29 protein-coding genes and 4 pseudogenes are annotated in these 25,859 nt (G+C 36.3%); 26 read left to right on the top strand and 7 right to left on the bottom strand.

Annotation, left to right across the window (positions count from 1 at the left end):
- From BM000_RS09770 to BM000_RS09760, 3 genes are all read left to right on the top strand, one after another.
- Positions 1-692: IS3 family transposase (locus BM000_RS09770; RefSeq protein WP_218144095.1), on the top strand; the 692-nt coding region annotated here is incomplete at its 5' end.
- A 137-nt stretch (positions 693-829) separates the two neighbouring features.
- On the top strand, positions 830-1,156 hold the full coding sequence (locus BM000_RS09765) for a hypothetical protein (protein ID WP_091497485.1): 327 nt from the start codon (positions 830-832) through the stop codon (positions 1,154-1,156).
- A 152-nt stretch (positions 1,157-1,308) separates the two neighbouring features.
- Positions 1,309-1,935, top strand: coding sequence for a hypothetical protein (locus BM000_RS09760; protein ID WP_091497481.1), 627 nt, complete (start codon positions 1,309-1,311; stop codon positions 1,933-1,935).
- A 451-nt stretch (positions 1,936-2,386) separates the two neighbouring features.
- Here the strand turns inward: BM000_RS09760 and BM000_RS09755 are convergent, their stop codons facing one another.
- The gene (locus tag BM000_RS09755) at positions 2,387-2,812 is read right to left on the bottom strand and encodes a MarR family winged helix-turn-helix transcriptional regulator (RefSeq protein WP_091497479.1); all 426 of its coding nucleotides are present in this window, start codon (positions 2,810-2,812) and stop codon (positions 2,387-2,389) included.
- A 174-nt stretch (positions 2,813-2,986) separates the two neighbouring features.
- Between BM000_RS09755 and BM000_RS09750 the strand changes: the two genes are divergently transcribed.
- The 4 genes and pseudogenes from BM000_RS09750 to BM000_RS09735 all read left to right on the top strand — a co-directional run.
- A complete protein-coding gene (locus BM000_RS09750; protein ID WP_091497475.1) occupies positions 2,987-4,030 on the top strand; it encodes an NADH:flavin oxidoreductase/NADH oxidase in 1,044 nt (347 codons plus the stop codon).
- Positions 4,031-4,353: 323 nt separating this feature from the next.
- Positions 4,354-5,853: a recombinase family protein gene (locus tag BM000_RS09745; protein ID WP_091497472.1), complete on the top strand. Its 1,500-nt coding sequence runs from the start codon at positions 4,354-4,356 to the stop codon at positions 5,851-5,853.
- A gap of 355 nt (positions 5,854-6,208) precedes the next feature.
- Positions 6,209-7,339: a methyl-accepting chemotaxis protein gene (locus BM000_RS09740; RefSeq protein WP_177178268.1), complete on the top strand. Its 1,131-nt coding sequence runs from the start codon at positions 6,209-6,211 to the stop codon at positions 7,337-7,339.
- Positions 7,340-7,372: 33 nt separating this feature from the next.
- A pseudogene (locus tag BM000_RS09735) lies at positions 7,373-7,912 on the top strand (methyl-accepting chemotaxis protein); the annotation flags it as partial.
- A 106-nt stretch (positions 7,913-8,018) separates the two neighbouring features.
- Here BM000_RS09735 and fic read toward each other — a convergent pair.
- Positions 8,019-8,609: a protein adenylyltransferase Fic gene (gene fic / locus BM000_RS09730; protein WP_091497464.1), complete on the bottom strand. Its 591-nt coding sequence runs from the start codon at positions 8,607-8,609 to the stop codon at positions 8,019-8,021.
- A gap of 462 nt (positions 8,610-9,071) precedes the next feature.
- On the opposite strand from fic, the gene BM000_RS16650 reads away from it, so the two are divergent.
- The gene (locus tag BM000_RS16650) at positions 9,072-9,260 is read left to right on the top strand and encodes a recombinase family protein (protein ID WP_218144094.1); all 189 of its coding nucleotides are present in this window, start codon (positions 9,072-9,074) and stop codon (positions 9,258-9,260) included.
- Between the two features lie 58 nt (positions 9,261-9,318).
- On the opposite strand, the pseudogene tnpB reads toward BM000_RS16650, so the two are convergent.
- Positions 9,319-9,489 (bottom strand): annotated as a pseudogene (gene tnpB, locus BM000_RS17195) (IS66 family insertion sequence element accessory protein TnpB); the annotation flags it as partial.
- Positions 9,490-9,512: 23 nt separating this feature from the next.
- Complete coding sequence (tnpA, locus tag BM000_RS09720) at positions 9,513-9,770, bottom strand: IS66 family insertion sequence element accessory protein TnpA (protein WP_143063924.1); 258 nt, start codon at positions 9,768-9,770, stop codon at positions 9,513-9,515.
- A gap of 279 nt (positions 9,771-10,049) precedes the next feature.
- On the opposite strand from tnpA, the gene BM000_RS09715 reads away from it, so the two are divergent.
- From BM000_RS09715 to BM000_RS09685, 5 genes and pseudogenes are all read left to right on the top strand, one after another.
- The gene (locus BM000_RS09715; RefSeq protein WP_091497456.1) at positions 10,050-10,382 is read left to right on the top strand and encodes a hypothetical protein; all 333 of its coding nucleotides are present in this window, start codon (positions 10,050-10,052) and stop codon (positions 10,380-10,382) included.
- A 55-nt stretch (positions 10,383-10,437) separates the two neighbouring features.
- Positions 10,438-11,572 (top strand): annotated as a pseudogene (locus BM000_RS09705) (IS3 family transposase).
- Between the two features lie 150 nt (positions 11,573-11,722).
- The gene (locus BM000_RS09695; protein ID WP_177178266.1) at positions 11,723-12,544 is read left to right on the top strand and encodes a GNAT family N-acetyltransferase; all 822 of its coding nucleotides are present in this window, start codon (positions 11,723-11,725) and stop codon (positions 12,542-12,544) included.
- Between the two features lie 47 nt (positions 12,545-12,591).
- The gene (locus BM000_RS17190; RefSeq protein ID WP_177178265.1) at positions 12,592-12,747 is read left to right on the top strand and encodes an acyl carrier protein; all 156 of its coding nucleotides are present in this window, start codon (positions 12,592-12,594) and stop codon (positions 12,745-12,747) included.
- A gap of 82 nt (positions 12,748-12,829) precedes the next feature.
- A complete protein-coding gene (locus tag BM000_RS09685; protein ID WP_091497442.1) occupies positions 12,830-13,114 on the top strand; it encodes a transposase in 285 nt (94 codons plus the stop codon).
- Between the two features lie 188 nt (positions 13,115-13,302).
- Here BM000_RS09685 and BM000_RS09680 read toward each other — a convergent pair.
- Both BM000_RS09680 and sda read right to left on the bottom strand, forming a co-directional pair.
- Positions 13,303-13,647 (bottom strand): annotated as a pseudogene (locus tag BM000_RS09680) (sigma-70 family RNA polymerase sigma factor); the annotation flags it as partial.
- A 96-nt stretch (positions 13,648-13,743) separates the two neighbouring features.
- Positions 13,744-13,890, bottom strand: coding sequence for a sporulation histidine kinase inhibitor Sda (gene sda / locus BM000_RS09675; RefSeq protein ID WP_091497435.1), 147 nt, complete (start codon positions 13,888-13,890; stop codon positions 13,744-13,746).
- Positions 13,891-14,306: 416 nt separating this feature from the next.
- Between sda and BM000_RS09670 the strand changes: the two genes are divergently transcribed.
- The 12 genes from BM000_RS09670 to holA all read left to right on the top strand — a co-directional run bounded on the left by BM000_RS09670 (position 14,307) and on the right by holA (position 24,173).
- The gene (locus BM000_RS09670) at positions 14,307-14,822 is read left to right on the top strand and encodes a YqeG family HAD IIIA-type phosphatase (RefSeq protein WP_091497432.1); all 516 of its coding nucleotides are present in this window, start codon (positions 14,307-14,309) and stop codon (positions 14,820-14,822) included.
- A complete protein-coding gene (gene yqeH / locus BM000_RS09665; RefSeq protein ID WP_091497430.1) occupies positions 14,810-15,922 on the top strand; it encodes a ribosome biogenesis GTPase YqeH in 1,113 nt (370 codons plus the stop codon). Before BM000_RS09670 ends, yqeH begins: the two co-directional genes overlap by 13 nt.
- Positions 15,923-15,938: 16 nt before the next feature.
- Entirely contained in the window at positions 15,939-16,775 is an 837-nt protein-coding gene (gene aroE, locus BM000_RS09660; RefSeq protein ID WP_091497427.1) for a shikimate dehydrogenase, read from the top strand.
- Between the two features lie 14 nt (positions 16,776-16,789).
- Positions 16,790-17,080: a ribosome assembly RNA-binding protein YhbY gene (gene yhbY, locus BM000_RS09655; RefSeq protein ID WP_091497424.1), complete on the top strand. Its 291-nt coding sequence runs from the start codon at positions 16,790-16,792 to the stop codon at positions 17,078-17,080.
- Between the two features lie 10 nt (positions 17,081-17,090).
- Positions 17,091-17,654 (top strand): nicotinate-nucleotide adenylyltransferase, encoded by a 564-nt coding sequence (locus BM000_RS09650; protein WP_091497421.1) that lies wholly within the window; start codon positions 17,091-17,093, stop codon positions 17,652-17,654.
- Positions 17,647-18,222, top strand: coding sequence for a bis(5'-nucleosyl)-tetraphosphatase (symmetrical) YqeK (gene yqeK, locus BM000_RS09645; protein ID WP_091497419.1), 576 nt, complete (start codon positions 17,647-17,649; stop codon positions 18,220-18,222). Before BM000_RS09650 ends, yqeK begins: the two co-directional genes overlap by 8 nt.
- Positions 18,219-18,569, top strand: a complete 351-nt coding sequence (gene rsfS, locus BM000_RS09640) for a ribosome silencing factor (protein WP_091497416.1) — start codon at positions 18,219-18,221, stop codon at positions 18,567-18,569. The genes yqeK and rsfS overlap by 4 nt, the downstream gene beginning before the upstream one ends.
- Before the next feature lie 4 nt (positions 18,570-18,573).
- Positions 18,574-19,335, top strand: a complete 762-nt coding sequence (locus BM000_RS09635; protein ID WP_091497413.1) for a class I SAM-dependent DNA methyltransferase — start codon at positions 18,574-18,576, stop codon at positions 19,333-19,335.
- 176 nt (positions 19,336-19,511) lie between these two features.
- Entirely contained in the window at positions 19,512-20,111 is a 600-nt protein-coding gene (locus tag BM000_RS09630; RefSeq protein ID WP_091497410.1) for a helix-hairpin-helix domain-containing protein, read from the top strand.
- Between the two features lie 41 nt (positions 20,112-20,152).
- A complete protein-coding gene (locus BM000_RS09625; RefSeq protein ID WP_091497407.1) occupies positions 20,153-20,611 on the top strand; it encodes a ComE operon protein 2 in 459 nt (152 codons plus the stop codon).
- A 14-nt stretch (positions 20,612-20,625) separates the two neighbouring features.
- Positions 20,626-22,878 carry a DNA internalization-related competence protein ComEC/Rec2 gene (locus BM000_RS09620; protein WP_177178264.1) on the top strand — a complete coding sequence of 751 codons (2,253 nt, stop codon included), beginning with the start codon at positions 20,626-20,628 and terminating at the stop codon, positions 22,876-22,878.
- Positions 22,879-23,153: 275 nt separating this feature from the next.
- On the top strand, positions 23,154-24,173 hold the full coding sequence (gene holA / locus BM000_RS09615) for a DNA polymerase III subunit delta (protein ID WP_091497402.1): 1,020 nt from the start codon (positions 23,154-23,156) through the stop codon (positions 24,171-24,173).
- A gap of 79 nt (positions 24,174-24,252) precedes the next feature.
- On the opposite strand, the gene rpsT is transcribed toward holA, so the two are convergent.
- On the bottom strand, positions 24,253-24,519 hold the full coding sequence (gene rpsT / locus BM000_RS09610) for a 30S ribosomal protein S20 (RefSeq protein ID WP_091497399.1): 267 nt from the start codon (positions 24,517-24,519) through the stop codon (positions 24,253-24,255).
- A 212-nt stretch (positions 24,520-24,731) separates the two neighbouring features.
- Between rpsT and gpr the strand changes: the two genes are divergently transcribed.
- The gene (gpr, locus tag BM000_RS09605; protein ID WP_091497397.1) at positions 24,732-25,853 is read left to right on the top strand and encodes a GPR endopeptidase; all 1,122 of its coding nucleotides are present in this window, start codon (positions 24,732-24,734) and stop codon (positions 25,851-25,853) included.
- Positions 25,854-25,859 lie beyond the last annotated feature (6 nt).

The following is a 25,859-nucleotide window of genomic DNA, read 5'->3' as shown; positions in this document are numbered from 1 at the left end:
CCTCTCACCACATATATGGAGCACCCAAAATAACGTCAATCCTTCACTCAAGAGGTCATGTGATCGCAGAGAAAACGGTTGGTAATTACATGCGTGAAGAAGGCATAAAGGCCATCTGGATACGCCCTTACATGAGAACAACAGTAGCGCCTGATTTTGACAATAAGCTAAAAAACATCCTGGATAGAGACTTTAGTCCAGCCGCCCCCAACACGGTTTGGGTAACGGATATAACCTATATTTATACCCTATCTGGCTTTGCCTATTTGACGAGTGTGATGGATTTGTTTTCAAGAAAAATCATCGGCTGGCAGGTATCGCATAATTTAGCTACAGAACATGTATTAAAAGCTGTTGAAAAGGCGAAAAGCAATCGAAACCTGAGTAAACCTGTCATTATCCATAGTGATCGTGGCTGTCAATACGTATCCAAAAGCTATCTTGAAGCCACACCAGCGAAACAGTTTATCCGTAGCTATTCAAATAAGGGGAATCCATGGGATAATGCCTGTATCGAATCCTTCCATGCCTTGATTAAGCGGGAATGGCTTAACCGGTACGTCATTAAGGATAGCGAACACGTTCATCAATTAGTATTTGAATATATCGAAACGTTTTATAACACCGTCAGAATTCATGAACATTGTGGCATGATGGCACCTTATGATTTTGAGCACGCATTATCAAGTTAATGAACACAGTGCATGCCTAAGCTCACCTTATACACGCGGTGGCTCATCATTAAATACACGATTCAAAACTAAGATTATTTCCACGTTTAACTTGTCCGAAATCTTGACAGAGGACCAATAAAAAAGCTAATCTAAAAGTGGATGGACGTTGGGGACCACAAACAACTCGTGCTCTACAAGATGCCATTAGCTCAGTAACAGATGGTGTGATTAGTGACCAGACACGTAACCAATCTAGCCGAGCTATTATCGGTGTTGAGTTTGGTAATGGTCGAAATGGTAGCTTAGTGATTAAGAGATTGCAGCGTATTGTCGGCACCAAGCAAGATGGTCTGATTGGGCCAAATACAGTTAGAGCACTGCAGAAGCATTTAGGTATCGTTCAGGACGGTGTGATCAGCACGCCTAATTCAGCTATGGTAAGAGCATTGCAACAGCGATTAAATATAGGAAAGGCTGTATGAAGAAAAACCCACTCTAAATTTAGAGTGGGTTTTTAAATACATAAAGGTTTTAAATGTATAAAATTAGAAAAATATGAAAATATTATTGTTTCAATCAGAATTAGGTAGTATAATTCAAATGTAATATATTTGAAAAGTAGGAGGAGTTAAGTTTGAAGAAAATTTGTACAATATTAATTTGTATGGTTTTATTTTTTAGCAATGTCGGATTTATCTCTGCAAATCAATTAAATGAAGATGAAAGCTCTCTTTATGTAGAAGTTGTACAGGAGTTAAATGACGAGGGAATGATTGAAGCTACTATAATTACAGAAAACGGTAGTAATGAAGTGGTTTATAACCCTGAAAATGGAGAGACGTACTTAGATGGTGTATTACTTGAAGTTAATTTTGAGGAAGCAGATATACAAGTACAGCCTTTCTCAAATGACCCTGGTGGTAGTGGAAATGGAGGTCTTTTCTACTTAGGCACTACAAGAAATTATGTCCCAGTAGGTACTACAATTTCAGTAGCTGCAGGTCTTATAACAATTTGGACGGGATTCCCAACTAGCAAAATAATTCAGTCGATAATTGTTGTTGCTGGTGGTACTGCAATGACTAAATTGGATAAAGTTTTAGAAGTTGAGACTAAGCAATATAGAACTACAAAAAAAGTTCAAGATTCAGGAATGTGCTATCCTCAGTATAAATACCAAAACCAAACTAGATATATATATAAAGGTAAATATTCTAAGTGGAATATTGGAGCACTTTTCCTAGGTTCGAAACCTTGTTAATCTAAAAGAAAAAGGTGATATTAATGACTAAACGGGTAAATTCAATGTCAAAGCTTGTCTTTTCAGTGATATTTATTATACCAATACTTATGTTATCTGTTATTGATAATACAATATTTAGGTTGTTAGGTTTAACTGTTTGGGTAGTAGTAGCTTTTTTCTTGATTCAACCATTTATCTATAAGAAATTAAATAAATAATTTTTGAGATTAAACGTTTAAATGAAATAAGCCCTTCACTGGTCGGTGAGGGGCTTTAGTTACAAAAATAAGTTTGGTAAATTCAAGGTTTATTTGTATAATACACTTAAAAAATAATAGGTTGATACTCCAATAATAAAAACACCGGAAATCTGACGAAATGCCTCTAAAGTATTACTCATTCCTTACCTTCTTTCAAAATACGTCATTGTCATGCAATTCAAAGTGATAGTGCTGTGTAAAATAGTTTATTAATTATTAGTTAACGACAAAATATGTCTTAAATCATCTTCGCTTAAAGAAGTATTAAATTTTATTTCTATTGAAGTAATAAGTTGATCAAGTAGATGAAATCCATTTTTTGTTAGATGTATAGTATATCCCCTTTTGTCATGTAAAAGTGGATTTTTTTTAATAATTTCATGTCCTTTGTAATTCAATAATCTTGTAATCATTCTAGATAAAGCACTTGGACTTAACTGAATTAAGTTTTGAAGTTCTGATTGCAGCAATACGCCGTCTTTAGCTTCACCAAGAAAGTATAAAGAGTAAAAATCATTAATTCCTAATTGAAATTCTTCCATTAATAAATGGTTAAGGGATTTTAATACTCTAGTGTGAAATTTCGAATAATTTATCCACGCATCTAGTGTTCTATGAGTGCTTTTGCTTGCCATATTAGTTTAAACCTCAATTCTTATAATCATAGCTAGCATACTATATTTTATAATTTTAGGCAATAATACTCCTAATGACAAAACCTTAAACTTGCATAAATCTTAAATTTGTTTATAATCTAAACAAGCGTAAAATTTGATTGCGCAAGCAAATAATTTAATTGGAGGGATTAGATGTCTAAAATACAAACATCATTTTCAGTTAAAGATCTTAATTTAAAAAATCGTATTGTTATGCCGCCAATGTGTCAATTCTCGGTCGATAAAGAAGATGGAGTTCCAAATGATTGGCATTTTGTTCACTATGTATCTAGAGCGATTGGTGGAACAGGTCTAATTATCATGGAAATGACTGGAGTGGAACCAGATGGAAGAATAACAAATCAAGATTTAGGTCTATGGAATGATTCACAAATACCATCTTACAAGAAGATTATTGAAGAAGTTCATAAGTTTGATTGTAAAATTGGTATTCAAATAGCTCACGCTGGGCGTAAAGCAGAGGACGCTAGTCAGCCAGTTGGTCCATCCAATATCCCTGTTGAGGTTATTCCTGAAGAAACAAAAAATGGAGTATTAACCCCCCCAAGATCTTTGGAGACTAAAGAAATTAAAAGAATTATTTTAAGCTTTAAAGAAGCTGCTGAACGTGCAATTAAAGCTGGGTTTGATACTATTGAGTTACATGGAGCTCATGGCTATTTAATTCATCAATTTATGTCACCAAGTATCAATAACCGGACAGATGAATTTGGAAATTTGTCTAAATTCGGAGTAGAAATTATTAAAGCTGTAAAATCTGTCATGCCAGAAGGTATGCCCTTAATAATGAGGATTTCTGCTATAGAGTATATAGATGGGGGATATGACCTAGAACATTCTTTAAAAATTGCAGAAGAATTTAAAACAGCAGGAGTAGATATTTTTCATATTTCCACAGGCGGGGAGGGTTTGCCAGGTAAAAGAAAACCTCTTAATACACCTGGATATCAAACACCCTTTGCCAGAAAATTTAAAGAGCATCTTAATTTACCCGTTATTGCTGTAGGTAGATTAGAGAATCCACAAATTGCAGAGTCTGTTTTATCAAATGAAGATGCTGATTTGGTTGCTGTTGCAAGAGGGATGTTAAATGATCCTTATTGGGCAATGCATGCAATTAAAGAAATTTATAAAGAAGTTAAACCACCTAAACAGTATAAAAGAGCAATTAGATAAATTACTAAATATCTCAGATTAAAATTTAATTTGGTTTTATAAAAAAATTTAAAACTTAATACAAGAGGCCTCCATATATAATATGGAAGCTTTTTTTATTAAGACTTGAATTCAAACCTTTTTATGCATAAAATAGAACGAGTGTTCTAATGTTAAATGTAATATAAAATAAAAAAGAATAAAAAGGACAAGTGGTCTTACATATGCTCTATCAAGGGGGTAGAGCATCATGCAAATTAACATCAAGACCACCAAATTAAATGACATAGCTAAGCGTGCTTGCTATGATTATCTGTATACTATATATAAGGAGAGAGGTTTGCATGAAAGCAATATACGTAAGAGTGAGTTCAGACGAACAAGCGAAAAAAGGCTACAGTGTCCAAGATCAAATAGCTCTATGCAAAGAAAAGGCAGCAACGAACGAAATACTTGATTACATAGACGACGGTTATTCAGGAGGTTTTATTGACCGACCAGCACTGACAAAGTTAAGAGAGGATGTAAAAGAGGGGTTAATAACAGAGGTTGTTTGCTATGATCCTGACCGTCTTGCCCGTAAGCTCATGGATCAGCTAATTGTATCAGAGGAAATTGAAAAAAGGGCACGCATTACTTTCGTTAATCACGATTATCAAAAAACACCTGAAGGCATGCTTTTTTACCAGCTGCGTGGTGCAATTGCTGAATTTGAAAAAGCAAAAATTAATGAGCGCATGAGTGCTGGACGAAAACGTAAAGCTTTGCAGGGGAAAATAGTGAAAGATCCTAACACATATGGATTTGTGCTAAATAAAGATAAAGATGAGCTTGAAATTGTTGAATCAGAAGCAGAGGTAGTAAAACTTATTTTTGAATTGTTCACAAGCCCCACTAACAAAGTTCAAGGCATTAATGGCATTGCTAAGTTGCTTACCAATAAAGGCATCCCGACAAAAAAGAATAAGAAAGTATGGCACCGTCAAGTTGTGCGTCAAATTCTATTAAACGAAGCATATGCTGGACGTTTTTATCATAATCGTTGGGACACTGAAGGGATGTTAGCGAATAAATATTTACCCAAACATGAGCGCATTTCTGTATCTGAACGACCAAGAGAAGAATGGATTGAGGTTAGCTGTCCTGCCATTATAGATGAAGATGTTTTTAATATTGCTCAAAAAATGCTAGCGGAATCAAGAAGACGCTGGTCTGGAAAGGGAAAAAATAATTATTTACTAAGCGGATTAATGCGGTGTGGCAACTGTGGTAATACCATGACGGGACGTAATCAAAAAAATTGGGCTACACATGTTCTTCAATATGTCGATTTAAAAAATACTGCCGGAGCAAAAAATAGCGGTTGTGGCCTTCGCATTAATGCAAGAGATCTAGAAGAAAAAGTATGGGAACAGATTAAAGATATATTAAATAATCCTGATGATATTTTGGCAGCTATTAATATAGAAGAAAAAAAATCAAATTATGTTGGTACAGAGATCAAAAGACTAGAAGATGAAGCCCAAAAAGCTAAAGCGGGAATCGAAAAAATACTTAAAGCTTTTGCTCTATCTTCTGATATTACTGACGAAGAAATGCGCCATACATTAAGAGGTCTAAGAGAAACCGAAAAGAAAGCTCAGGATAAGATGGCCGAACTAAAAAAGGAGAATAGTGAGGAAGAGTCAAGTGAACAGACTAAGCGAATGTTTGTTGAAGCTGCTAATTTCTTTTTAAATAAAGGTGAAGATGAATTGACCTTTGAGGATAAGAGGCACTTAATCCGAATCGTTGTCAAAGAAATCATTGTTTACAAAGATCATTTAGATATCTTCACCTTTTAACATTTTTTCCCGCTACACTATTGACTTTAAGATCTCGTTCTTAAAGTCAAGACTGTAGCGGGAATTTTTTACATATATAATCAAGCAACTTTAAGCAATGCGTTTATGATTCAATACGCTAATTTTACAGTGTCTTTTGAATGGTAGCAAGTGTTTTAAACGCTAAGATTAGGTTTGCTAACATGACTTTTTAACCCTATTTGTATAGAAAGTATAGGCACAAAGGATAGATTCCTTTGTCATGAAAAGATCATTATTGATTCATTTCATTAATAACACCGCTTTTTCAATTCATATTTATCACAATTTGTCGATTTATATAGTGTATGAATACTTAGAAAAAGGGGAGAAAGACGTGAAGAAATTTAAACAGATCCAATTTAAATCTTTGAGATTAAAAATATTATTAGGATTTATGGTATTAGTTCTTTTACTGTTTGGTTACAGCGGATGGAATTTTTATTCATCTTGGAAAATACAAGAGGAAACAATAAATATTACTAATTCTCAGTTACCCTTATTAATTATTAATGAAAAACTTGGTAATAACATTGCTGAACGAATTGGTTTAGCAAGAGCTTATGTTTTGTATGGGGATGAAACTTATATTGAAGCATTTAATGTCTTAACCAGCGAAAGCCAAAAAATTCAAGATGAAGCAACTGTTGATCTAGATTCTGAAGAGCTTGGCCCTTTAATTGAATTAATTGGAAATTGGCGCAATATGGTTGAACAAAATGTTTTTTATGTTTATCAATTAGGTAATCAAGACGAAGCTGCTAGGTATCTGCAAGAGGTAGCAGAGCCAGTTGCTAATAAGTTAATGAGTGATTTTAAAGAGCAAATTGATTATCGTGAAGATCTTATTATTGAGTCTGGTGATAGTTTGCTTTCACAGAATGAAGCAAGTAATCTTGTGGGTCTAATTGTGTCGGTTAGTTTACTCATCTCAGCAATTGCAATTGCCTTAATTGTTGCTCAAATGATTACGAAACCAATTAAAGCAATTAGGGATCGGATGACTTTAATTGCAAGTGGTGACTTAAAGCAAGAACCAATGGTCAGTAAAACAAAGGATGAGCTGGCTGATTTAATTCAGGCGATGAACAGTATGCAGTCAAGCCTAGCTGATATTGTTGGTGAGATTCAAGGTGTCTCTAATACTGTGGCGATGCAAAGTCAGCAATTAACGGAAGCATCGGGACAAGTTAAAGAAGCTGGAGACCAAATTTCAGTGACGATGGAGGAATTATCTCAAGGTGCAGAGACCCAAGCTACCACTACAAGTGAAATTGCCAATTCAATGCATGAATTTAATCAGCAAATTACTGAAGCAAATGGCAAAGGCGAGGTGCTTTATCACTCTACTCAAGAAATGATTAAGCTTGCCACAACCGGAAGAAATGAAATGGAAACGTCAATAAAACAAATGGGTAAAATTTATGATGTGGTTTCAAATTCTGTCTCGCAAGTTAAAGGGCTATAAGAGCAATCAAATCAAATTACTAAACTGGTTAATGTGATTAGTGATGTGGCTGAGCAAACAAATTTACTCGCCTTAAATGCTGCCATTGAAGCAGCACGTGCTGGTGAAAATGGTCGTGGCTTTGCCGTCGTTGCGGATGAAGTAAGAAAATTAGCTGAGCAAGTAGCAAATTCGGTAACAGATATCACCAGCATTGTGGCTAATGTTCAACAAGAAACAGATCAGGTGGCTACTTCGTTACAAGGTGGCTATCAAGAGGTTGAAACAGGTATGAATCAGGTTGCCCAAACGGGGACAATTTTCGGTAACATTAGTAATGGCTTAGATGGATTGGCTACAGAAGTAAGAAACATTTCAGATAATTTAACAACTATCAGAGATAATAGTGAGTCAATGAGTAATGGAATTGAAAATATTGCTTCTATCTCAGAAGAATCAGCAGCTGGCGTTGAGCAATCCGCAGCTTCTGTAGAGGAAATTAGTAGTTCAATGCAGGAGGTTTCCGATAACTCCAGTCAATTGTCAAAATTGGCTAACCAGTTAGAACAGGTTGTAGCAAAGTTTCAGGTTTAAGGATTATAGAGTACGCTAATTAATAAAAAAGCACATGAAGAGACGCTAACGATTCTAAAGTTAGGTGGTCACTGCATGTGCTTTTTTAGCCTGGTCTTTTTGTCAACTATTTATTATTAAGTTCCGCGTCAATACGTACAGTCTGATAAGCTGATAAATCTTCATATTCAAAGGATTTATCAATCCCTTTCATATACAACACGCGATCATAACTTTGATCGGTTAGAGCTTGTTTCAACAATTGTTCTATATTTTTTGTATTATTCTTGCTATGTTTCATGTAATTAAGATAATCGTACTTGCTTATCTGTTGCCAGTCTATACAAAGTTTTAATTGTTTTCGCAGTATCTGATCTAGCCAAATACGTGTTGCCCTTCCGTTTCCTTCGAGAAATGGGTGAGCAACGTTCATCTCCGCATATTTCGTTATAATTTCAGTGAAAGTATTTTCAGGTAGCTTTTCAACTGTTTCTAAAGTTTCTTGCAAATACAACGCAGGCGCAAAGAGAAAATCATCTTTTGAAATATTTACTTCACGTATTTCTCCAGCATTATAACCCTCCAAGCCAGAGAATAGATAACGGTGTATTTCTTTTAACCCCTTTGTCGTACCCGCTTCAATTTTATTAATATAACCAGAGTCCCAAAGTTCCAAAGCTCGTTGCTTTGATAAATATTCTTCGCTAATTTGATCCATTAACTATCCCTCAGTTCGCTTGTAGATATCTACCTAAATTATAAAACTAAATTAAAATAAGTTCAATTCAACAATAATAAGTAATCTCTTAATAACAGAAGAAGAGGACCTGTTGCAGCGGTGCATTTCATCCTAACACGCAAGTGCTGTCAAATTTATTATTTCTGAAGCTGGAAAAAGCAAGTCAGTTGTCAGGCTAAGTAATTATCCTTCTGTTAATATTCGTATTTAAAAGTAGATAGGCAACTATGCAATTAATTAAAAACTATTTCCTAGGCAATCGCAAAATTCGGCAAAAATGCTTAAATTGTGTTAAAGATATTCAATTGTAGTGTTAATACTTATACCTGCTCTTAGCTAAAATTGATCAAGTAGACAAGCGGCTATTGCATATGCTCTACCAAGGGGATGAAGTATATGCAAAGACCACCAAATTAAATGACATAACTAAGCGTGCTTGTTATGAGTATTTATATACCATCTATAAGGAGAGCGGCTTGCATGAAAGCCATCTATGTCAGAGTGAGTTCAGACGAACAGGCGAAAAAGGGCTACAGTGTCCAAGATCAAATAGCTCTGTGCAAAGAAAAGGCAGCAACGAACGAAATACTTGATTACATACACGACGGTTATTCAGGAGGATTTTATTGACCGTCTGGCATTGACAAAATTAAGAGATGATGTAAAAGCGGGTTTAATAACGTAAGTGTCAAATACTACACACGTATGCAACACAGCCTCCAAATGAGATAATCTTTTTATCCCGTTGTCGATTACAGAAAACGAATAGCGTAGGCGGAAATGGGTCGAGCTCAAAAGATTCCTTGACAATCACGACGAGTTCGTCAATGGATTTCCGAAGGTTCGTTACCCCACACGCTAAGTAGGCACGGTTAAAATTCGCTAGTACGAGCTATCCTTCATGAGATGAATAGCATTCGCTAATAATTCACGATCGACATGGAGGTAAATATGGATAGACAATTGGTCAACATGCATGACGATCGCCGCTTGATCTGTCGATAATGGATGGGCTATTTGCGCGTATGATAGCCAATCAATGGGTTGTTCATGATCTGCCTCAACTTGTTGCTTAAGTTTTCTCTTCCAGTAATACATTTGGTGGATCTGGACGTTTTCCTGTCGACTCCACGCCGCCATACTTTATTTACTTTCATAGCACGATTCAAGACGCGCTTGCCATAGGTTATGTTTCTTTGACATTAAGAACCTCCTGCATCATTTTTAATCTAAAACGATTATCTCATGATGCGTTCAGGTTTCATATGTTTGGTTTATTTGACGCTTACGATCGTATGCTAGAAGGTCGAGAATAGGTGATAAGAGATGAAATAACTCAATAAATGAGGAGTGATGTTTAAATTGAAAATGGGAAAAAGCTAATGCTGTTTATGGTATAATAGAAGAGAGGTGATGAGAATGTTTGGAGAAGATAGACCATATGAAGAAGTTGACTATAAGTACTCTGAAAAGTATAAAAGAGAATTATGGAATACCAGTTTTGGTTTACAAAAAACGGATGGACTGAAACCCTCAGAATACCTTATTAGTCTTTCAGAAGAAGAGGTTAAAGGAAACAAAACATATGAAGAAATTGGAGAAGAATTAGATAAATATTATTCGTCAAGTGATGTGGATAAAGAAACTGAAGAAGCCGACAAAGTTTCTGTTCGAATAGCTGAGGGGTTATCCCAACCAAGACCTTTTCAATTGAATACAAGGAGATTAAAGCAAATACTGATGCTAGACTAAAAAGTAGACACAGATTGTTATAATAAAACTATAAAAAGTAAAGAGGAGTTTCTACATGGCAAGACAATTTGAGGAAGCATTTAAAATGGAAACCGTTAAGTATATCCATGAACACAATAAGTCTGTTGCTCAGGTGGCAAGAGAACTTGGGGTGAACGTGAATACAGTGCATGGTTGGGTGAAAAAGCTGATATAAAGGCTGTGAAGTCTTACTCATCAGAAGCAGCTGAACTTAGAGCACTTCAGAAGGAAATGCGTGATCTCAAGGAGGAAAATGACATCCTAAAAAAGGCGATGCACTTCTTCGCGAAAAGCCCTCGGTAAAATATGCATTTATGCATGAACACCGCTCCCAGTATCGAGTGGAGAAGATGTGTAGCGTTTTGGGAGTGTCGAAAAGTGGTTACTTTAAATGGATTGGCCGACCAAAAAGTGATCGACAAGAAACGCATGAAAAGTTAGCACGAAAAATTCTACAAACGCACTTAGAATTCAAGCAACGCTATGAAAGCATAAAAATTGCTAAAACCTTAAAAAGAAGAGGCATTAAGGTGAGTGAACGGACAGTATCTCGTATTATGACAAAAAACCAATGGAAGTCCTGTACGGTCAAAAAATACAAGGCGATAACCCATGCCAAACACCAGCTACCTGTGTATGAGAACGTTTTGGATCGCCAATTCAAAGTAAGTAAACCAAACGAAGCTTGGGTAACGGATATCACCTATATCCCCACACATGAGGGCTGGTTGTATTTGGCGAGCGTGATGGATTTATATTCGCGTAAAATTGTCAGTTGGGCCATGGATAAAACGATGACCAAAACATTGGTTATAAACGCATTGAAAATGGCTTGCAAACGACAACAGCCAGGGATAGGTGTTATCCATCACTCAGATAGAGGTGTGCAATACGCCTCACATGCGTATCAGAGATTAGTAAGCACATACAAAATGGTTAGTAGCATGAGTCGAAAAGGAAACTGTCATGACAATGCTTGTATCGAATCCTTTCACGCTATTCTTAAGCGTGAATTGGTCTATTAAATGTCCTTTAAGACAAGGGTACAGGCAAAGAAGCTGTTATTTGAATACATTGAGTTTTTCTACAATTCAAAGCGTATTCACTCGACGTTGGCTTATTATACACCTAACGAATTTGAAAAGTTGTATCAAAATTCAGTCGCTTGATTTACCATGATAAAACCGTTTAAATCGATCTTTATTTAAACGGTTTTATCATGGCGACCAAGCAAAGCGCGGTAGAATAAATCTGTGTCTATTTTCTTGACATAGTATCACTATTTTCTATTTCTTCTTCTACCTATGGAGGTGCCTAAAATGATTTATGAATTAGAAGAAAAAGATTTTGAATTAGTAGAGCCTTTATTGAAAGGCAATGCTCGTGTTCCTGAAGCAAATTCAATTATCAAGTTAAATAATCCGAGCAGAATATTTGTGGACAATGTACGGGTGCCTCAAACAGCTTTGATTTGGAATAAAGGTTTAGAAGGATTTTTAATTGCGGGGGATGTAAATAACTCGGAATTTGTTCCTTACCTGAATCAATTTATTGATGAAGAGATTATTCCAAGCGCAAGAAAGGCTGGTATTAATTTTTTTGAAATATCTGGTTTGCATTATGAATGGAATCCTGTGTTGGAAGAAACATTTAAACATCGTAAATTGGATAAATGTACGCAACTTGTATATACATGGCCAGCTTCGGTTAAGGACATTCCTGGAGATTATACTAACGAGGGTAAGGTAATAAAGGTTACTCATGATTTTCTAATGAATACAAAAATCAATAATATAGAATTTTTAGTATCAGAAGTAGAGTTGTACTGGGGCTCAATTAAAACATTTTTAGAAAAAGGGGGACTTTGTTATTGTATTATTCACGAGGAGGAGATAGCGAGTATTTGTTATTCTGCTTTTGTCCATAGAGAGACACAGGTAATAGGGGTTGTAACAGAAGAAAAACATAGGGGTATGGGGTATGCCTTTCAAGGTGCCCATGCATTAATCAATGAATGTTTGCAAATAAATAATGTGCCATATTGGGATTGTACAGAGGAGAATACGGCTTCGAAAAGGTTGGCGGAGAAATTAGGGTTTGAAAAAGTATCTAAATATTTTTGTCATTACTTTTTCTTCTAGAGCATTGTTGCTAGAAAGACGGAAATGGAGTAGAGGGGTTGAAAACAGTGGTTAGTATAAAAGAAGAGATAGTAGTGCACTTGAAAAGGTTTATCGCGGAATCATTTGAAGTAGAGTTGGATAACGTGGATGAAGAATCAGATTTCTATGAATTTGGGATCGACTCAATCTCGATTCTTCAATTAAAACACAGGTGCTGCTAGAATAGAAGTCGGAGAGGAGAAAAAGAAACAATTCTTCGTTTAGTGATAAAATTAAAGGATCTAAACGAGGAGGAAATGGTTAATGTCTAAACAATATCGTGCAGAATTCAAACAGGACGCTGTCAACTATTATCATTCATCAGGCAACTCACATGAACAAGTCGCGAGCGATCTAAAAGTGAGTAAGTCTGCCTTAAGTAAGTGGGTGAGAAGTTCTGAAGCTAATCATGGTGTTGTTCATCACAGAGGATCAGGGAATGATGGATCTGATGCTGAAAAGGAAATCGCACGCTTAAAGAAGGAATTAAGGGATTCAAAAGATGCACTTGATAGTTTAAAAAAGGCTATCCGCACACTGAACGATTAACAGAATCTATTTACCAAGCAACACGTTTGACAGCGAAGGAACGCAAGATTTCTGTTAACAGTGTGCTCAATCTACTGGGCGTTTCTTCATCAGGCTATTATAGCTGGGGCAAGCGGAAGCCATTTTCTTTTAAAGATCATTTAGATATCTTCACCTTTTAACATTTTTTCCCGCTACACTATTGACTTTAAGATCTCGTTCTCAATGCACCTAGCCGCGTATGTAGCTAGCTTGGTACCTTTGTCTGGCGAGTAGCTTTCAATCCCTTTTATTAAACCGATTGTTCCGATTGAAATTAAATCCTCATTATCTTCACCTGTGTTTTCAAACTTTTTAACGATATGTGCGACGAGCCTCAGATTATGCTCAATCAGTTTGTTACGTGAATCGTCGTCACCCTTCAACATCAGTGCTAAATATTTCGCTTCTTCATCTGGATCAAGTGGCATAGGAAAGGCATGATTTTTAACATAAGAGACAAAGAACAGGGCGTCTTTAATCAGCAAGGTTAATGCACTTAAAATAGTCGACAAATGATCACCTCCAAGCTTTTGGCAAATGCCTATATGCTATCTTTATGATTGATGCTTAACAATTGTGTCTGTCCATAAGAATTAAGCGATGTACATTTAAATGGTAGCGATGGACTTGATCAGATGCGTAAGTGATCTACGATTTATTTCTAGCTCAATTAACTTAATGAATTCACGATCTAGATTCAATTCGGTAGCTTTATGATAAGATTCTAACAAGCCTTCATCTGATAAATGATTCAATTCCATTACCTCCCTGTATCAAATTAACTGTCCTTGTTGCGATGTACCGTAACCATACCAAAATATTGGAATTGACACAAGTTGATAGTTATCTACACACCCTGTAGATAACTTGTGAATAAAACTGTGTAAGACAACTATAAAACTTTTGATAGCGGTATTTATATTGTGGGTAAAACTATCCACATATTCGAAAATAGTTTGAATTTGTCGAACGATTTATCGCATATTTAATTTGTTTGCCAGCAATTTTTTAAAAAGTAATGTTTGACTGTTCTTTTGACTAGAAAGGAATAATTATTAGAAAAACGTTATTTTTTTGCCCAATTTCGAAAATAGTTTTTGAAAGAAGACGATAAATTGTTTATGATGGTAAAGAACAACATTTAATGAAGAGTAAATTGAGGTGGCAAGTCTTGTTAAAACGTTTTTTACCAGACCAATATGTAAGAAGTATTTTTGAAATTACACCTGAGCACCTAAAGGACAAAGGTGTAAAAGGGGTTATTACTGATTTAGATAATACGTTAGTGGCTTGGAATCAAGCTCATGCAACACCAATGGTATTAGATTGGTTTAAGCGGATGGAGGAAGGCGGAATTGAAGTCACGATTATTTCTAATAATAAAAAAGACCGAGTTGCGTTGTTTTCTGAACCATTAAACAGACCGTTTGTTTACCGTGCTAAAAAACCGCTAAAAAAAGCATTTATTAAGGCTACCAGAGCAATGGGGTTAAAGCGAAGTGAAGTCGTTGTTATTGGTGATCAACTGATGACTGATGTTTTTGGTGGTAATCGTGGTGGATTCCATACGATCTTGGTTGTTCCAATTGTGGCAACTGATGATAAAGCAACCAAATTTAATCGTCAGTTAGAGCGACGCATATTAAATTATTTCAAGAGAAAGGGGTTAATTGAATGGGACGATTAGATTTCGAACAGGTGGTTTGTCAGGGCTGTGGCGTTGGCATACAAGTTGAGGATAAAGAAAAGCCTGGATTTGTTCCTGCCTCTGCCTTAGAAAATGAAATGATTATTTGTCAAAGGTGCTTTCGATTAAAGCATTACAATGAAGTGCAAGATGTTCCTTATACTGATAGCGATTTTTTGAAAATGATTAGCCAAATTGGCGAGACGAATGGCTTAATTGTAAAGATTGTCGATATTTTCGATTTTAGTGGTAGCTTTATTAAAAGTATGCATCGCTTAACTGGGAAAAATCCGATTCTTTTAGTTGCTAACAAAGTGGACTTACTACCAAAGTCAACAAATTTAAATCGCTTAAAGCATTGGATGAAGAAAGCCGCTGCTGATTTGGGCTTAACGGTACAAGATGTTTGCTTAGTGTCTGCAAAAACAGGCCAAGGTTACCAAGATGTTAAAGCTGCAATTGAGTCTTATCGAAAAGGGAAAGATGTTTATGTTGTTGGTTGTACAAATGTTGGAAAGTCAACCTTTATTAATTACTTAATTAATGATTCAACAGGTGAACAGGATGCCATAACCACATCGTATTTCCCAGGTACAACTTTAGGCTTTATCGAAATACCATTGGATGAACAATCTTCTTTATTTGACACACCGGGTGTCATTAATCGTGGCCAAATTGCCCATTATTTATCAAAAAAAGATTTAAAAGTGATTACGCCAACTAAAGAAATTAAACCACGGGTCTATCAGCTCAATGAACAACAAACTCTATTTGTGGGAGGCTTAGCACGATTTGATTTTGTTAAAGGTGAACGCCAGGCCTTTGTTTGCTATTTTGCAAATAGTATTGAACTTCATCGCACCAAGATTGAAAAAGCAGATAGTCTGTATCAAGAGCATTTAGGTGGATTGCTATCACCACCAAGTAGTGAAATTGAGCATTTCCCTGCATTGCAAGAACGCACGATTAAAGTAACCGCTGAAAAGACAGACATTGTCTTTCCCGGTTTGGGTTGGATCACACTCTCTGGGCAACCGGCAACTATTACTGTATCAACACCATATGATGTACCCATTATGAAACGTGATGCTATTATTTAGTTAAGGGGAGAGGAAAATGAAGCTAGGTCTTATTGGACATCCTATCCAGCATTCGTTATCACCTTGGATTCATGAGCAGTTTATTAAACAAGTGGGTGGTACGGGGGGCTATCAACTGTTTGAAATGAATCCGGCTACCTTTGACCAAGAGATCCGACAGTTTAAATCTTGTCAGATCGATGGCTTTAATGTCACCATTCCTTTTAAAGAGCGTATTATCCCCTTCTTAGATTTTATTGAGGGAGATGCTGCGACAATAGGTGCGGTAAACACTGTTGTAGCAAAGAATGGGAAATGGTATGGCTATAATACAGATGGTCAGGGATTTGTCCAAGCTTTAAAGAAAAGCTATCCGCAATTTTTTCATGCGGGGGCAGCCGTGCTTTTGTTAGGAGCTGGCGGGGCGTGTCGAGGTATTTATGCTGCCTTAGCTAAAGAGGGTTTTAAAAAAATAACAATAGCTAACCGCACTATTCAAAGGGCTGAAGAGCTTGCTTCTATAACTAACCATACTGAAAACGTATCGGTTGTTTCTTATTTAGAAGCAGAGAGAACTTTACAGGACTATACAATTATTATTAATACAACCTCGGTAGGTATGCAACCTGATGTGAGCAATCAGGCTATCTCTTTAACTAATTTGCAAGATTGCGCTTTAGTATGTGATATTGTTTATCGACCGTTTTGGACCAGCTTCTTGCACCAGGCAAAGTCACGGGGTGCATCCGTTCACCATGGTCATGAAATGCTGCTTTATCAAGGTAAGATTGCCTTTGAACTATGGTCGGGGGTAACGATTGATGCTGATCTAATTTTGCCATTATTTGAACGAAAAATACAAGTAGATGTATAAAGGATGATTATCTTATGTTAACGAGTAAGCAAAAGCGCTTTTTAAAAAGTAAGGCGCACGAATTAAAGCCAATTTTTCAAGTTGGTAAGGAAGGCGTAAATGAAAATATGATTAAGCAAATTAATGAAGCTTTGGAAAAACGTGAGCTAATTAAAATCTCAGTGCTCCAAAACTGCCTTGAGGAGAAAGAAGATGTGGCGGAGCAGCTTGGTGAAGGGACAAGCGCTGAAGTCGTGCAGATTATTGGTAGTGTTATTGTGCTCTATAAAGAATCAATTGAGCATAAGACGCTGCAATTGCCATAGAGAGTTAATAATGAAACGAATAGGGCTATTAGGTGGTACGTTTGATCCACCACATATTGGTCATCTAGCAATAGCTGATGAGGTATACAAGCAATTGGCATTAGATGAAGTCTGGTTCATTCCTTCCGCTTCACCGCCACATAAGCCTGCCGCACATGTAGCTACTAAAGACCGTATAGCTATGCTTGAGGCAGCAATTGATTGTGATGACCGATTTAAGTTGGAGTTAATTGAAATAGAGAGACAAGGCAAATCCTATACAATTGATACGCTAACTGCGTTAATAGAAAGATACCCTAATTTATCTTTCTATTTTATCATTGGGGCTGATATGGTAGAGTATTTACCAAAATGGAATCAAGTTGACAACCTTGTTCAGCTTGCCCAATTTGTCGGAGTTAAACGACCAGATTATCAGTTATTAACACCATACCCAGTTACGCTTATTAACGGACCTAGTCTTGATGTTTCGTCGACAGAAATTAGAGAACGACTGGCAAGTAATCAACCGGTACATTATCTAGTTCCGCCAAAAGTTATGGAAATCATAAAGGAGCGACGATTATATGAATAAAGCTAGTGCTTTAGCACGGGTAAAGCCACAACTTAATGCAAGTAGGTATGCCCATACAGAACGTGTGACGGATGTGGCTATTGCATTAGCTGATCGCTTTGATGTCGATCAAGAACAAGCAATGTTAGCAGCTGTTTTTCATGATTATGCCAAATACCGCGATTTAACTGAAATGGAAGAAATTATCAGGACTTTCCGACTGCCAATTGATTTATTATCCTACCATCACGAATTATGGCATGGCCCTGTAGCGTCAGTTTTATTAGAAAATGAGCTGGGCATTGTGGATGAGGCTATCAAGAATGCTGTTTTTTGGCATACTACAGGCCATGCTCATATGAGCATGCTTGAAAAAGTTATTTATTTAGCAGATTATATTGAGCCAGGTAGAAATTTTACCGGCATTGATCACGTTCGAAAGAAGGCCGAGACAAGTCTGAATGAAGCTTGTTTCATGGCTGTAAGAAATTCGATAAAATTCTTAATTGAGCATGAGCGCTTAATTTATCCAGAAACATTAAATATGTATAACGATTTAAAAAGGAAATTGGAGGAAACATATTCATGATTAATGAAGCATTATTAAAATTGGTTGTTAAAGCCTGTGATGATAAACGGGCACAGGATATTATCGCATTAGATATGCAAAGCGTATCGTTTGTCGCTGATTACTTTGTTATTTGTGACGCTACAAATGAGCGCCAAGCTCAAGCAATCGCGCGTGAGGTAAAAGAGCAAGCTGAAAAGAATAACACGATTGTCAAACGCATTGAAGGGTTCGATAAAGCAAGATGGATTTTAATTGATTTAGGGGACATCGTTTGTCATGTTTTTCATCAAGAGGAGCGAGGTTATTATAATTTAGAAAAGCTGTGGGGCGATGCACCAATTGTTCAACTAGCTCTAGAGGATTAGGAGCATGGCATATCAGGATTTGGCCATGCTTTATGATCGCTTGATGGCTGATGCTCCTTATGAGCAGTGGGTGAGTTTTACAGAATTCTGCGTGCGTAACTATAATTTAAAGCCAGCTAATCAATTGTTAGATTTGGGCTGTGGAACCGGCAGACTAACTTGCCAATTAGCTGAAGCAGGCTATACAGTAACGGGAGTTGATCTGTCAGAGCATATGCTAACTGAAGCATCAGCAAGAGCTTTAAATGCTAATTTGGCTATTAATTGGATTAAACAAGATATTTCTAAGCTTGAAGGGTTTCAAGACCTAGATATAATTGTTAGCTATTGTGATGTCATCAATTACTTACCGGGTGAAGAAAGTGTAAGGGCGGCTTTACATGCTATTGCTCAATCATTACGCAATCAGGGGTTGTTTATTTTTGATGTTCATAGCATTAAGCATGTAAGGGACAATATGGTGAATCAAGTTTTTTCCGAGGTTGCAGATGATTTCTCATACATTTGGTTCTGTGAGCAAGGTTCCCAAATAGGCGAGATGATCCATGATTTAACCTTTTTTGTTAAGGACCGAACTGATAGCGTTTATCACCGGTTTGAGGAGCAACACAATCAGTTAACATACTCCGCTCTTTATTACCAACAACTCTTATATGATGCGGGCTTTAGTACAATTGATATTTTTGCTAATTTTCAACAGACTAAATTAGTGGCTGATCAAGCAGATGAGCAGGGCGATCGATTATTTTTTGTTTGTAAAAAATAATTAAAATTTTTAAATATATTTTAAATGATTATCTTTAATTTGCTAATAAAAACTTAACAATCACTAATTGTAACTAGTGAAAAATGCAGATTATTAGGTGAAGACCAAAAAGGGATTTCTCAACTTTTGTAGAATCATTAAACAAGCAAATAGCTTTAAAGCTTGAAGGGAGTTTAATGATGAAACAATGGTTAATTGATCATCTGTTAATTGTAATAGTTGTCTTTGTGCTAGCAAGCGGTTTAATTTGGGAGTTTGGCTTCAGCAATAGTAGCCGCTTGTCGCAATCATTTGAAAAAAACACTTTAGCAGTTGAAGAAGAATGGTCTGTTAATGATGAACAGGTTGATGAAGGTGGTCTTGTTGATATAAAAGGAGCTGTTTATCAACCAGGTGTACTAGGTTTTGAAGCAGGAGACCGGATTGTCGATTTAATTGAAAAAGCGGGTGGATTTACAGAGCTAGCCGACCAAACACAAGTTAATTTAGCAGAACGCGTCTATGATGAAATGATTATTTATGTACCAGAAGAGGCTGATTTTGAAGCTGGTATATCTAATCAAGCTCTCCAAGCAAATCAAACAAAAATCAGATTGAATTTAGCGACAATTGAAGAACTTCAGCAACTACCTGGTATTGGCGCAAAAAAGGCAGAAGCAATTATCCAATATCGTGAGCAAAATGGTCCGTTTACATCGGTTGAAGCACTAACAGAGGTGTCTGGCATTGGGGTGAAGACGATTGAAAAATTTATTGACCAAGTGACCGCCCCTTAAAAAAATAATATTTATATTAAATCCTTTAAAGGAGAATGAATATGGAAAGAATATCTTGGAATCAATATTTTATGGCGCAAAGCCATTTAATTGCTTTGAGAAGTACCTGTGAACGCTTGACAGTAGGAGCAACAATTGTAAGAGATAAGCGAATTATAGCTGGCGGTTATAATGGAAGTGTTTCTGGAAGTGCGCACTGTGTAGATGAAGGTTGCTATGTTATTGATGGACATTGTGTTAGAACCGTTCATGCGGAAATGAATGCAATTCTTCAATGTGCCAAATTTGGTGTTCCGACTGAAAATGCTGAAATTTATGTCACTCATTTTCCCTGCCTTCAATGCTGTAAATCGATTATCCAAGCAGGCATAAAGTCAGTCTATTATGCAACTGCTTATAAAAACCACCCATATGCCATTGAATTGTTTAATGAGGCAAATGTAGAGGTTAGCTGTATTCCTTTAGTAAAAGGTACCTTAGATCTTTTAATTAAGCTATAGTAAAGGAGATTATTTTGTTACGGGGAAAAGGTCATTTGCTGATTGTAGCTGCACTGGCTGGCTTCTTTTGGGCTCAGTATCAAATAAACGGACTTATCCTTATTAGTGCGCTTCTGTTTTTGAGCTATCTTTATCAAAACAAAAGACTAAGGTTATTGGAACTGTTAAGTATAGTGGTAGTCATTTTTTTCTTTAAATATCATTATGCAGGTCACTTTAACCAAACATATATGCAACAAAGTGAGGATCGATTGCTAGGCCAGGTGCTTTCAATTAATAATGAGCAGGGAAGCTTTCGATCGTTTATCATAAAAGCGGAACAGGGCAATAAAGTGTTAATTGTTGATTTCTCTAACTCTAATGCCACTGTGGTTGTCGCTGGAGCAACCTGTATGATCACTGGAGAGATAGAGGTTATCAATCAAGCTACTAATCCTGGTCAATTTGATTATCAACGCTATTTACGAAATCAGGGCGTTTTGTATCAGGTTGTCGTTAATAACAGTGAAGATTTGGTCTGTCAGGGTATAAATTGGCTGGGGCAATTATCCTTGCTTAAAGGTCAATTGCTCAATTATTTAGAGCGTTATTACGACCAAGATGCATTAAAATGGATGTACGCCCTTGTTTTTGGTGATCGGTCATTAATTGATGCTCCCACTATAGATTTATTTACCAAATGGCATCTTTCGCACCTCTTAGCCATCTCTGGGTTACACATTAATATAATGATTGCGATTTTTTCTTTAATATTGCTCAAATTTTTTCGAGTTACTAAAGAAACAACTGTTTGGTTTAACATCATTTTGTTAATTTTTATGCCTTTTTTTGCTGGTGGCACACCCTCTGTATGGCGTGCTGCAATTGTTGCTTGGTTATCTTTGATGGCTTTGCAATTTAAACAGTATTTTTTAAGCTTAGATATTTTAAGTATAGCATTTGTACTGTTGCTACTTCTTAAGCCAGTTTTTATTTTTCAGCTTGGTTTTCAGTTTTCATTTTTAATTTCGTTCTTCATTATTACTTCTAAAAAAATACTTAGCGACTTACCTAAGCATGTAAAGCCAATATTTATAACCTCATTGAGTATGTTCGTTGCCTTACCCATTCAAATTCAAACCTTCTATATTTTTAATCCATTTAGTATATTTCTGAATCTCTTTTTTAGTTTTATTTTCTCACTTATTTTAGTTCCACTCAGTGTAACAGCAGTAATCATTGCTTTTCTGTTTCCATATTTAACGGGTTTGCTTAATAGCCTTATTAGCATTGTTGATCAAGCTATTTTACAGATTATTGATTTCTTTAATAAGTATTTATACATGCCAATTATCTTCGGTAGACAACCTGATTTTTTTATTCTTTTCTATTTCTTGCTGATTTATCTCTTGTTATTATGCTTTGAACGCAAACAAGTTAAAAAAACAGTTAGCATATTTATAGCACTGCTATGTTTGCTATTTGTAATGAACATTCGACCTTATTTAAATCCGCTCGGTAAGGTCACCATGCTGGATGTCGAGCAGGCGGACACTATAATTATTGAATTACCTTATCGAAAGGGCGTTATTCTTTATGATGTGGGTGGTAGTTATAGTGGTGATTTCACAACCCCTTCGCCTCGGCTGTATGAGCAAAGAATACGTCCTTTTCTTTATTATTACGGGATTGACAAAATTGATACCGTTATCCTATCCCATGAAGATCATGACCATATCGGTAGCTTAGCACCACTTGTAGCGGATTTTTCGATTGGCTTAATTATAACGAGTCCTTACTTTAATACAGATATTATTCAATCGATAGATGCTCCTCATAAATCAGTTAACTATGGTGAAAGCTTCATGATTAGAGGTCAACGCTTTACTGTCATTAGTCCGTTCAAGGATTGGGGCAACGCTAACGATAATTCACTTGTTTTGCAAACTAATTTTGCTGATCAAGCTTGGCTACTAACTGGTGACATTAGTAAAGATGTTGAACTGAACATTATTAATAATTTCCCTCAATTAGCTGTTACCACATTATCTATTGCTCATCACGGGAGCGCTTCATCTAGTCATTTTGATTTTCTTAACCAATTAGAGCCTGACTTTGCACTGATCTCAGTTGGTAAAAATAATCATTATCAACATCCACATCAAGCTGTTATCGACCAGCTTCGGGAAATGGGTATTACTATTCTTCGGACGGATAAAAATGGTGCGGTACAATTTTTCTTTTCAAATCAAAGTAAAAAAGGAACGTTTTATCCATTTATTCCATAAGCTATGATTGAATGTAACAGGTAAATTTAACTGTGTTAGCAACAGTTAACAAGCGTAGCAAAGCTATAATTGGCGAGAATAAAAGTAGAAACAAATTAGTCTTCTTGAAAAGGATTGCTAAAACATCGATTGGGAAGCAGTGAGCCTAGGTCTGTTCCCCAACCGTTCATATAAATAGGGAAGGACACTTAAAAGCGTCCTTCTTTTTTCTTGTCAAATTTCGCAACAAGCATTACGATAGAAGAGATAGTTATTTTGAACGGGGTTGTCTATTGATGAATTATCTTGATGCACAAAAAGAGTTAAAAAAAACGAAGAAGAATTTTTTCTTACTTGTAGGGGAAGAGCAATATTTAATTGAATCGGCTGTGAAACAGGTTATTGACAGTAAACTTTCTGAGGCAGATCGGCAGGATAATGTCATTAAATTTGACATGGAGGAGGCTACCATTGATACAGCTTTATTAGAAGCTGAAACCTATCCTTTTTTTGGCGATGAAAAAATAGTTATTATCGATCGTGCTTATTTTCTTACTGCAAAGCAGGTTAAAACTAACATTGAGCATAATATTGAAGCCTTAATAAATTTTACTAATCACCCAGTTGATTTTGCAACAGTCATTATTATTGTGCCCTACGAAAAACTTGATGAACGAAAGAAAATAACAAAATTAGTAAAAAAACAAGCGATGTACATAGAGTGTGCGACGATAAAAGAATGGGAAATAGAGAAATGGGTTGATCAGTTAATCGAGAAGTATGGCTTAACGATTGAGAAGCAAGCAAAAGAACTATTAATTAGCGAGACGGGTGCTCATTTAGCTCTAATCGAAAAAGAAATTGAAAAGCTCTCTCTTTATATTGGTCAAGACCAACGTCATATTACAGAGGCGGTAGCTAGAGAACTTGTCTCGCATCAAGGGGAAACATCTGGGCTGAAGCTTGTTGATGCAGTAATAGCGAAAGATTTAAATCGAGCGATTCAGACCTTTAAGGATCTTTTAAGGCTAAATGAGGAACCCATTGCACTTATTGCCTTGTTAGCCTCGCAACTGCGCACAATTTATCAAGTAAAAACACTAATTCAGAAGGGCTATAATCAGCGACAAATCACACAACAGTTAAAACTACACCCTTTTGTGGTTAAAATGGCTGCGGAGCGAGAGCGGCGGTTTAGTATTGAGAAATTATACGCTTGTATTGATGCCTGCGCAAACACAGATCGACTCATAAAGCAGGGGAAATACGATAAGCTGTTAGCGTTTGAACTGCTGTTGTATCGGTTAGTCAAATGACTATAAACTGTTCTGTTATACACAAAAAAAGATCCTTTATTTAAAGGATCTTTTTTTGTGTTGGTCATTTCAATGACATTTACGCGCTTAGTGCGTTAACTTTTTTAGTTAAGCGAGATTTTTGGCGATCACCATTGTTTCGATGAATAATGCCTTTTTGAACTGCTTTATCAATTTTTTTAATTGCATTGTTTAAAGCAACTTTCGCTTCTTCAACGTTATTTTCACTAACTAGTACTTCAACACGTTTAATATGTGTACGCATATCAGATTTTACCGGTGCGTTTTGCGCGCGGCTATCTGCGTTTACACGGATACGCTTAATTGCTGATTTAATATTAGCCATTTCTTTTCACCTCCACCTGTTCACATCCACAATAAAAATATTATGGAACAAATGACATTGTACCAAAGCTTGGTTAAGTTTTCAATATAAATCGCAGAAGCCGAGTAAAATATTTTTAATCTCAACAAGATTAACATGGATTCGTACTAATTGTTCGCCTCGTTTTCTGTATGAAATACGTTAGTTTCGGCTAAAGTATTAACAATATTAAAATGAAAGAAGGGGTCGTTTTGGAACGGAATGAGCAACTAGAGGTAAGGACGGATTTAGCTGTTGAAGCAAAAGAAATGTATGTAAGTGAGGGGGTGTCGTCACAGCAACAGAAAGAGAGCACAAGCGGCGTTAATGTAATTGAAAAAAAAATTCAAGGCTACACGATCACATATGTTGAAGTTAACCAAGAAGGGGAAAAGAAAATCAATAAAAAAGCTGGGCACTATATTACCTTAGAATCGAATGCTATAAAAAAACACGATACGGATGGCCAACAAACAACGGCAGAGGTCTTAAGTCAATTGTTGGCCGAGCTACTGATTAAAAATGAGATTCAAGCAGATGAAAGCTGCCTTATTGTCGGCTTGGGTAATGGCTATGTTACCCCAGATGCGTTAGGGCCAGAGGTTATTGAAAAAATCTTAGTAACAAAACATTTATTTGATCATCATCCAGAGCTTGTTGAGGAAGGCTATCGTCCTGTTGCAGCATTTTCACCTGGAGTTATGGGGGTAACGGGTGTTGAAACAAGCGATATTATTAATGGTTTAATCGCGCAAATTAAGCCTGCTTTTATTATTGCAATTGATGCACTTGCTTCTCGCTCGATTGAAAGAGTGAATACAACCATTCAGTTATCTGATGCAGGCATTCATCCTGGATCTGGAGTGGGAAATAAACGGAAGGAACTAAGTAAGGAGACGTTCGGTATTCCGGTGATTGCAATTGGTGTACCGACAGTTGTCGATGCCGTTACAATTACCAGTGATACAATCGACTATGTGTTTAAACACTTTGGCAGAGAACTAAACGAACAAGATAAACCAGCAAAAAGCTTAATTCCTGCTGGACTTAACTTTGGAGAAAAGACATTAACTGAAGAAGATATGCCACATGCTGAAAAGCGAGAAGCAATATTTGGTATGATTGGTCAATTATCTGACCAGGAAAAGCGGCAACTCATTTCAGAAGTGCTTAGTCCGTTAGGTCATAATTTAATGGTTACTCCTAAGGAAATAGATGGTCTAATTCATGATATGGCCAATGTAATTGCAACAGGTATTAACGGAGCGCTTCATCAGCATATTGATAGTAAGGTTGCAAACAGCTTTACTCGTTAAGATAAA

This window comes from Amphibacillus marinus (genome assembly GCF_900110345.1).
In the GTDB taxonomy this organism is placed as follows: Bacteria; Bacillota; Bacilli; order Bacillales; family Amphibacillaceae; genus Amphibacillus_D; species Amphibacillus_D marinus.
The sequence above is the reverse complement of the archived record's forward strand: the minus strand, read 5'-3'. Positions and strand labels throughout refer to the sequence as shown.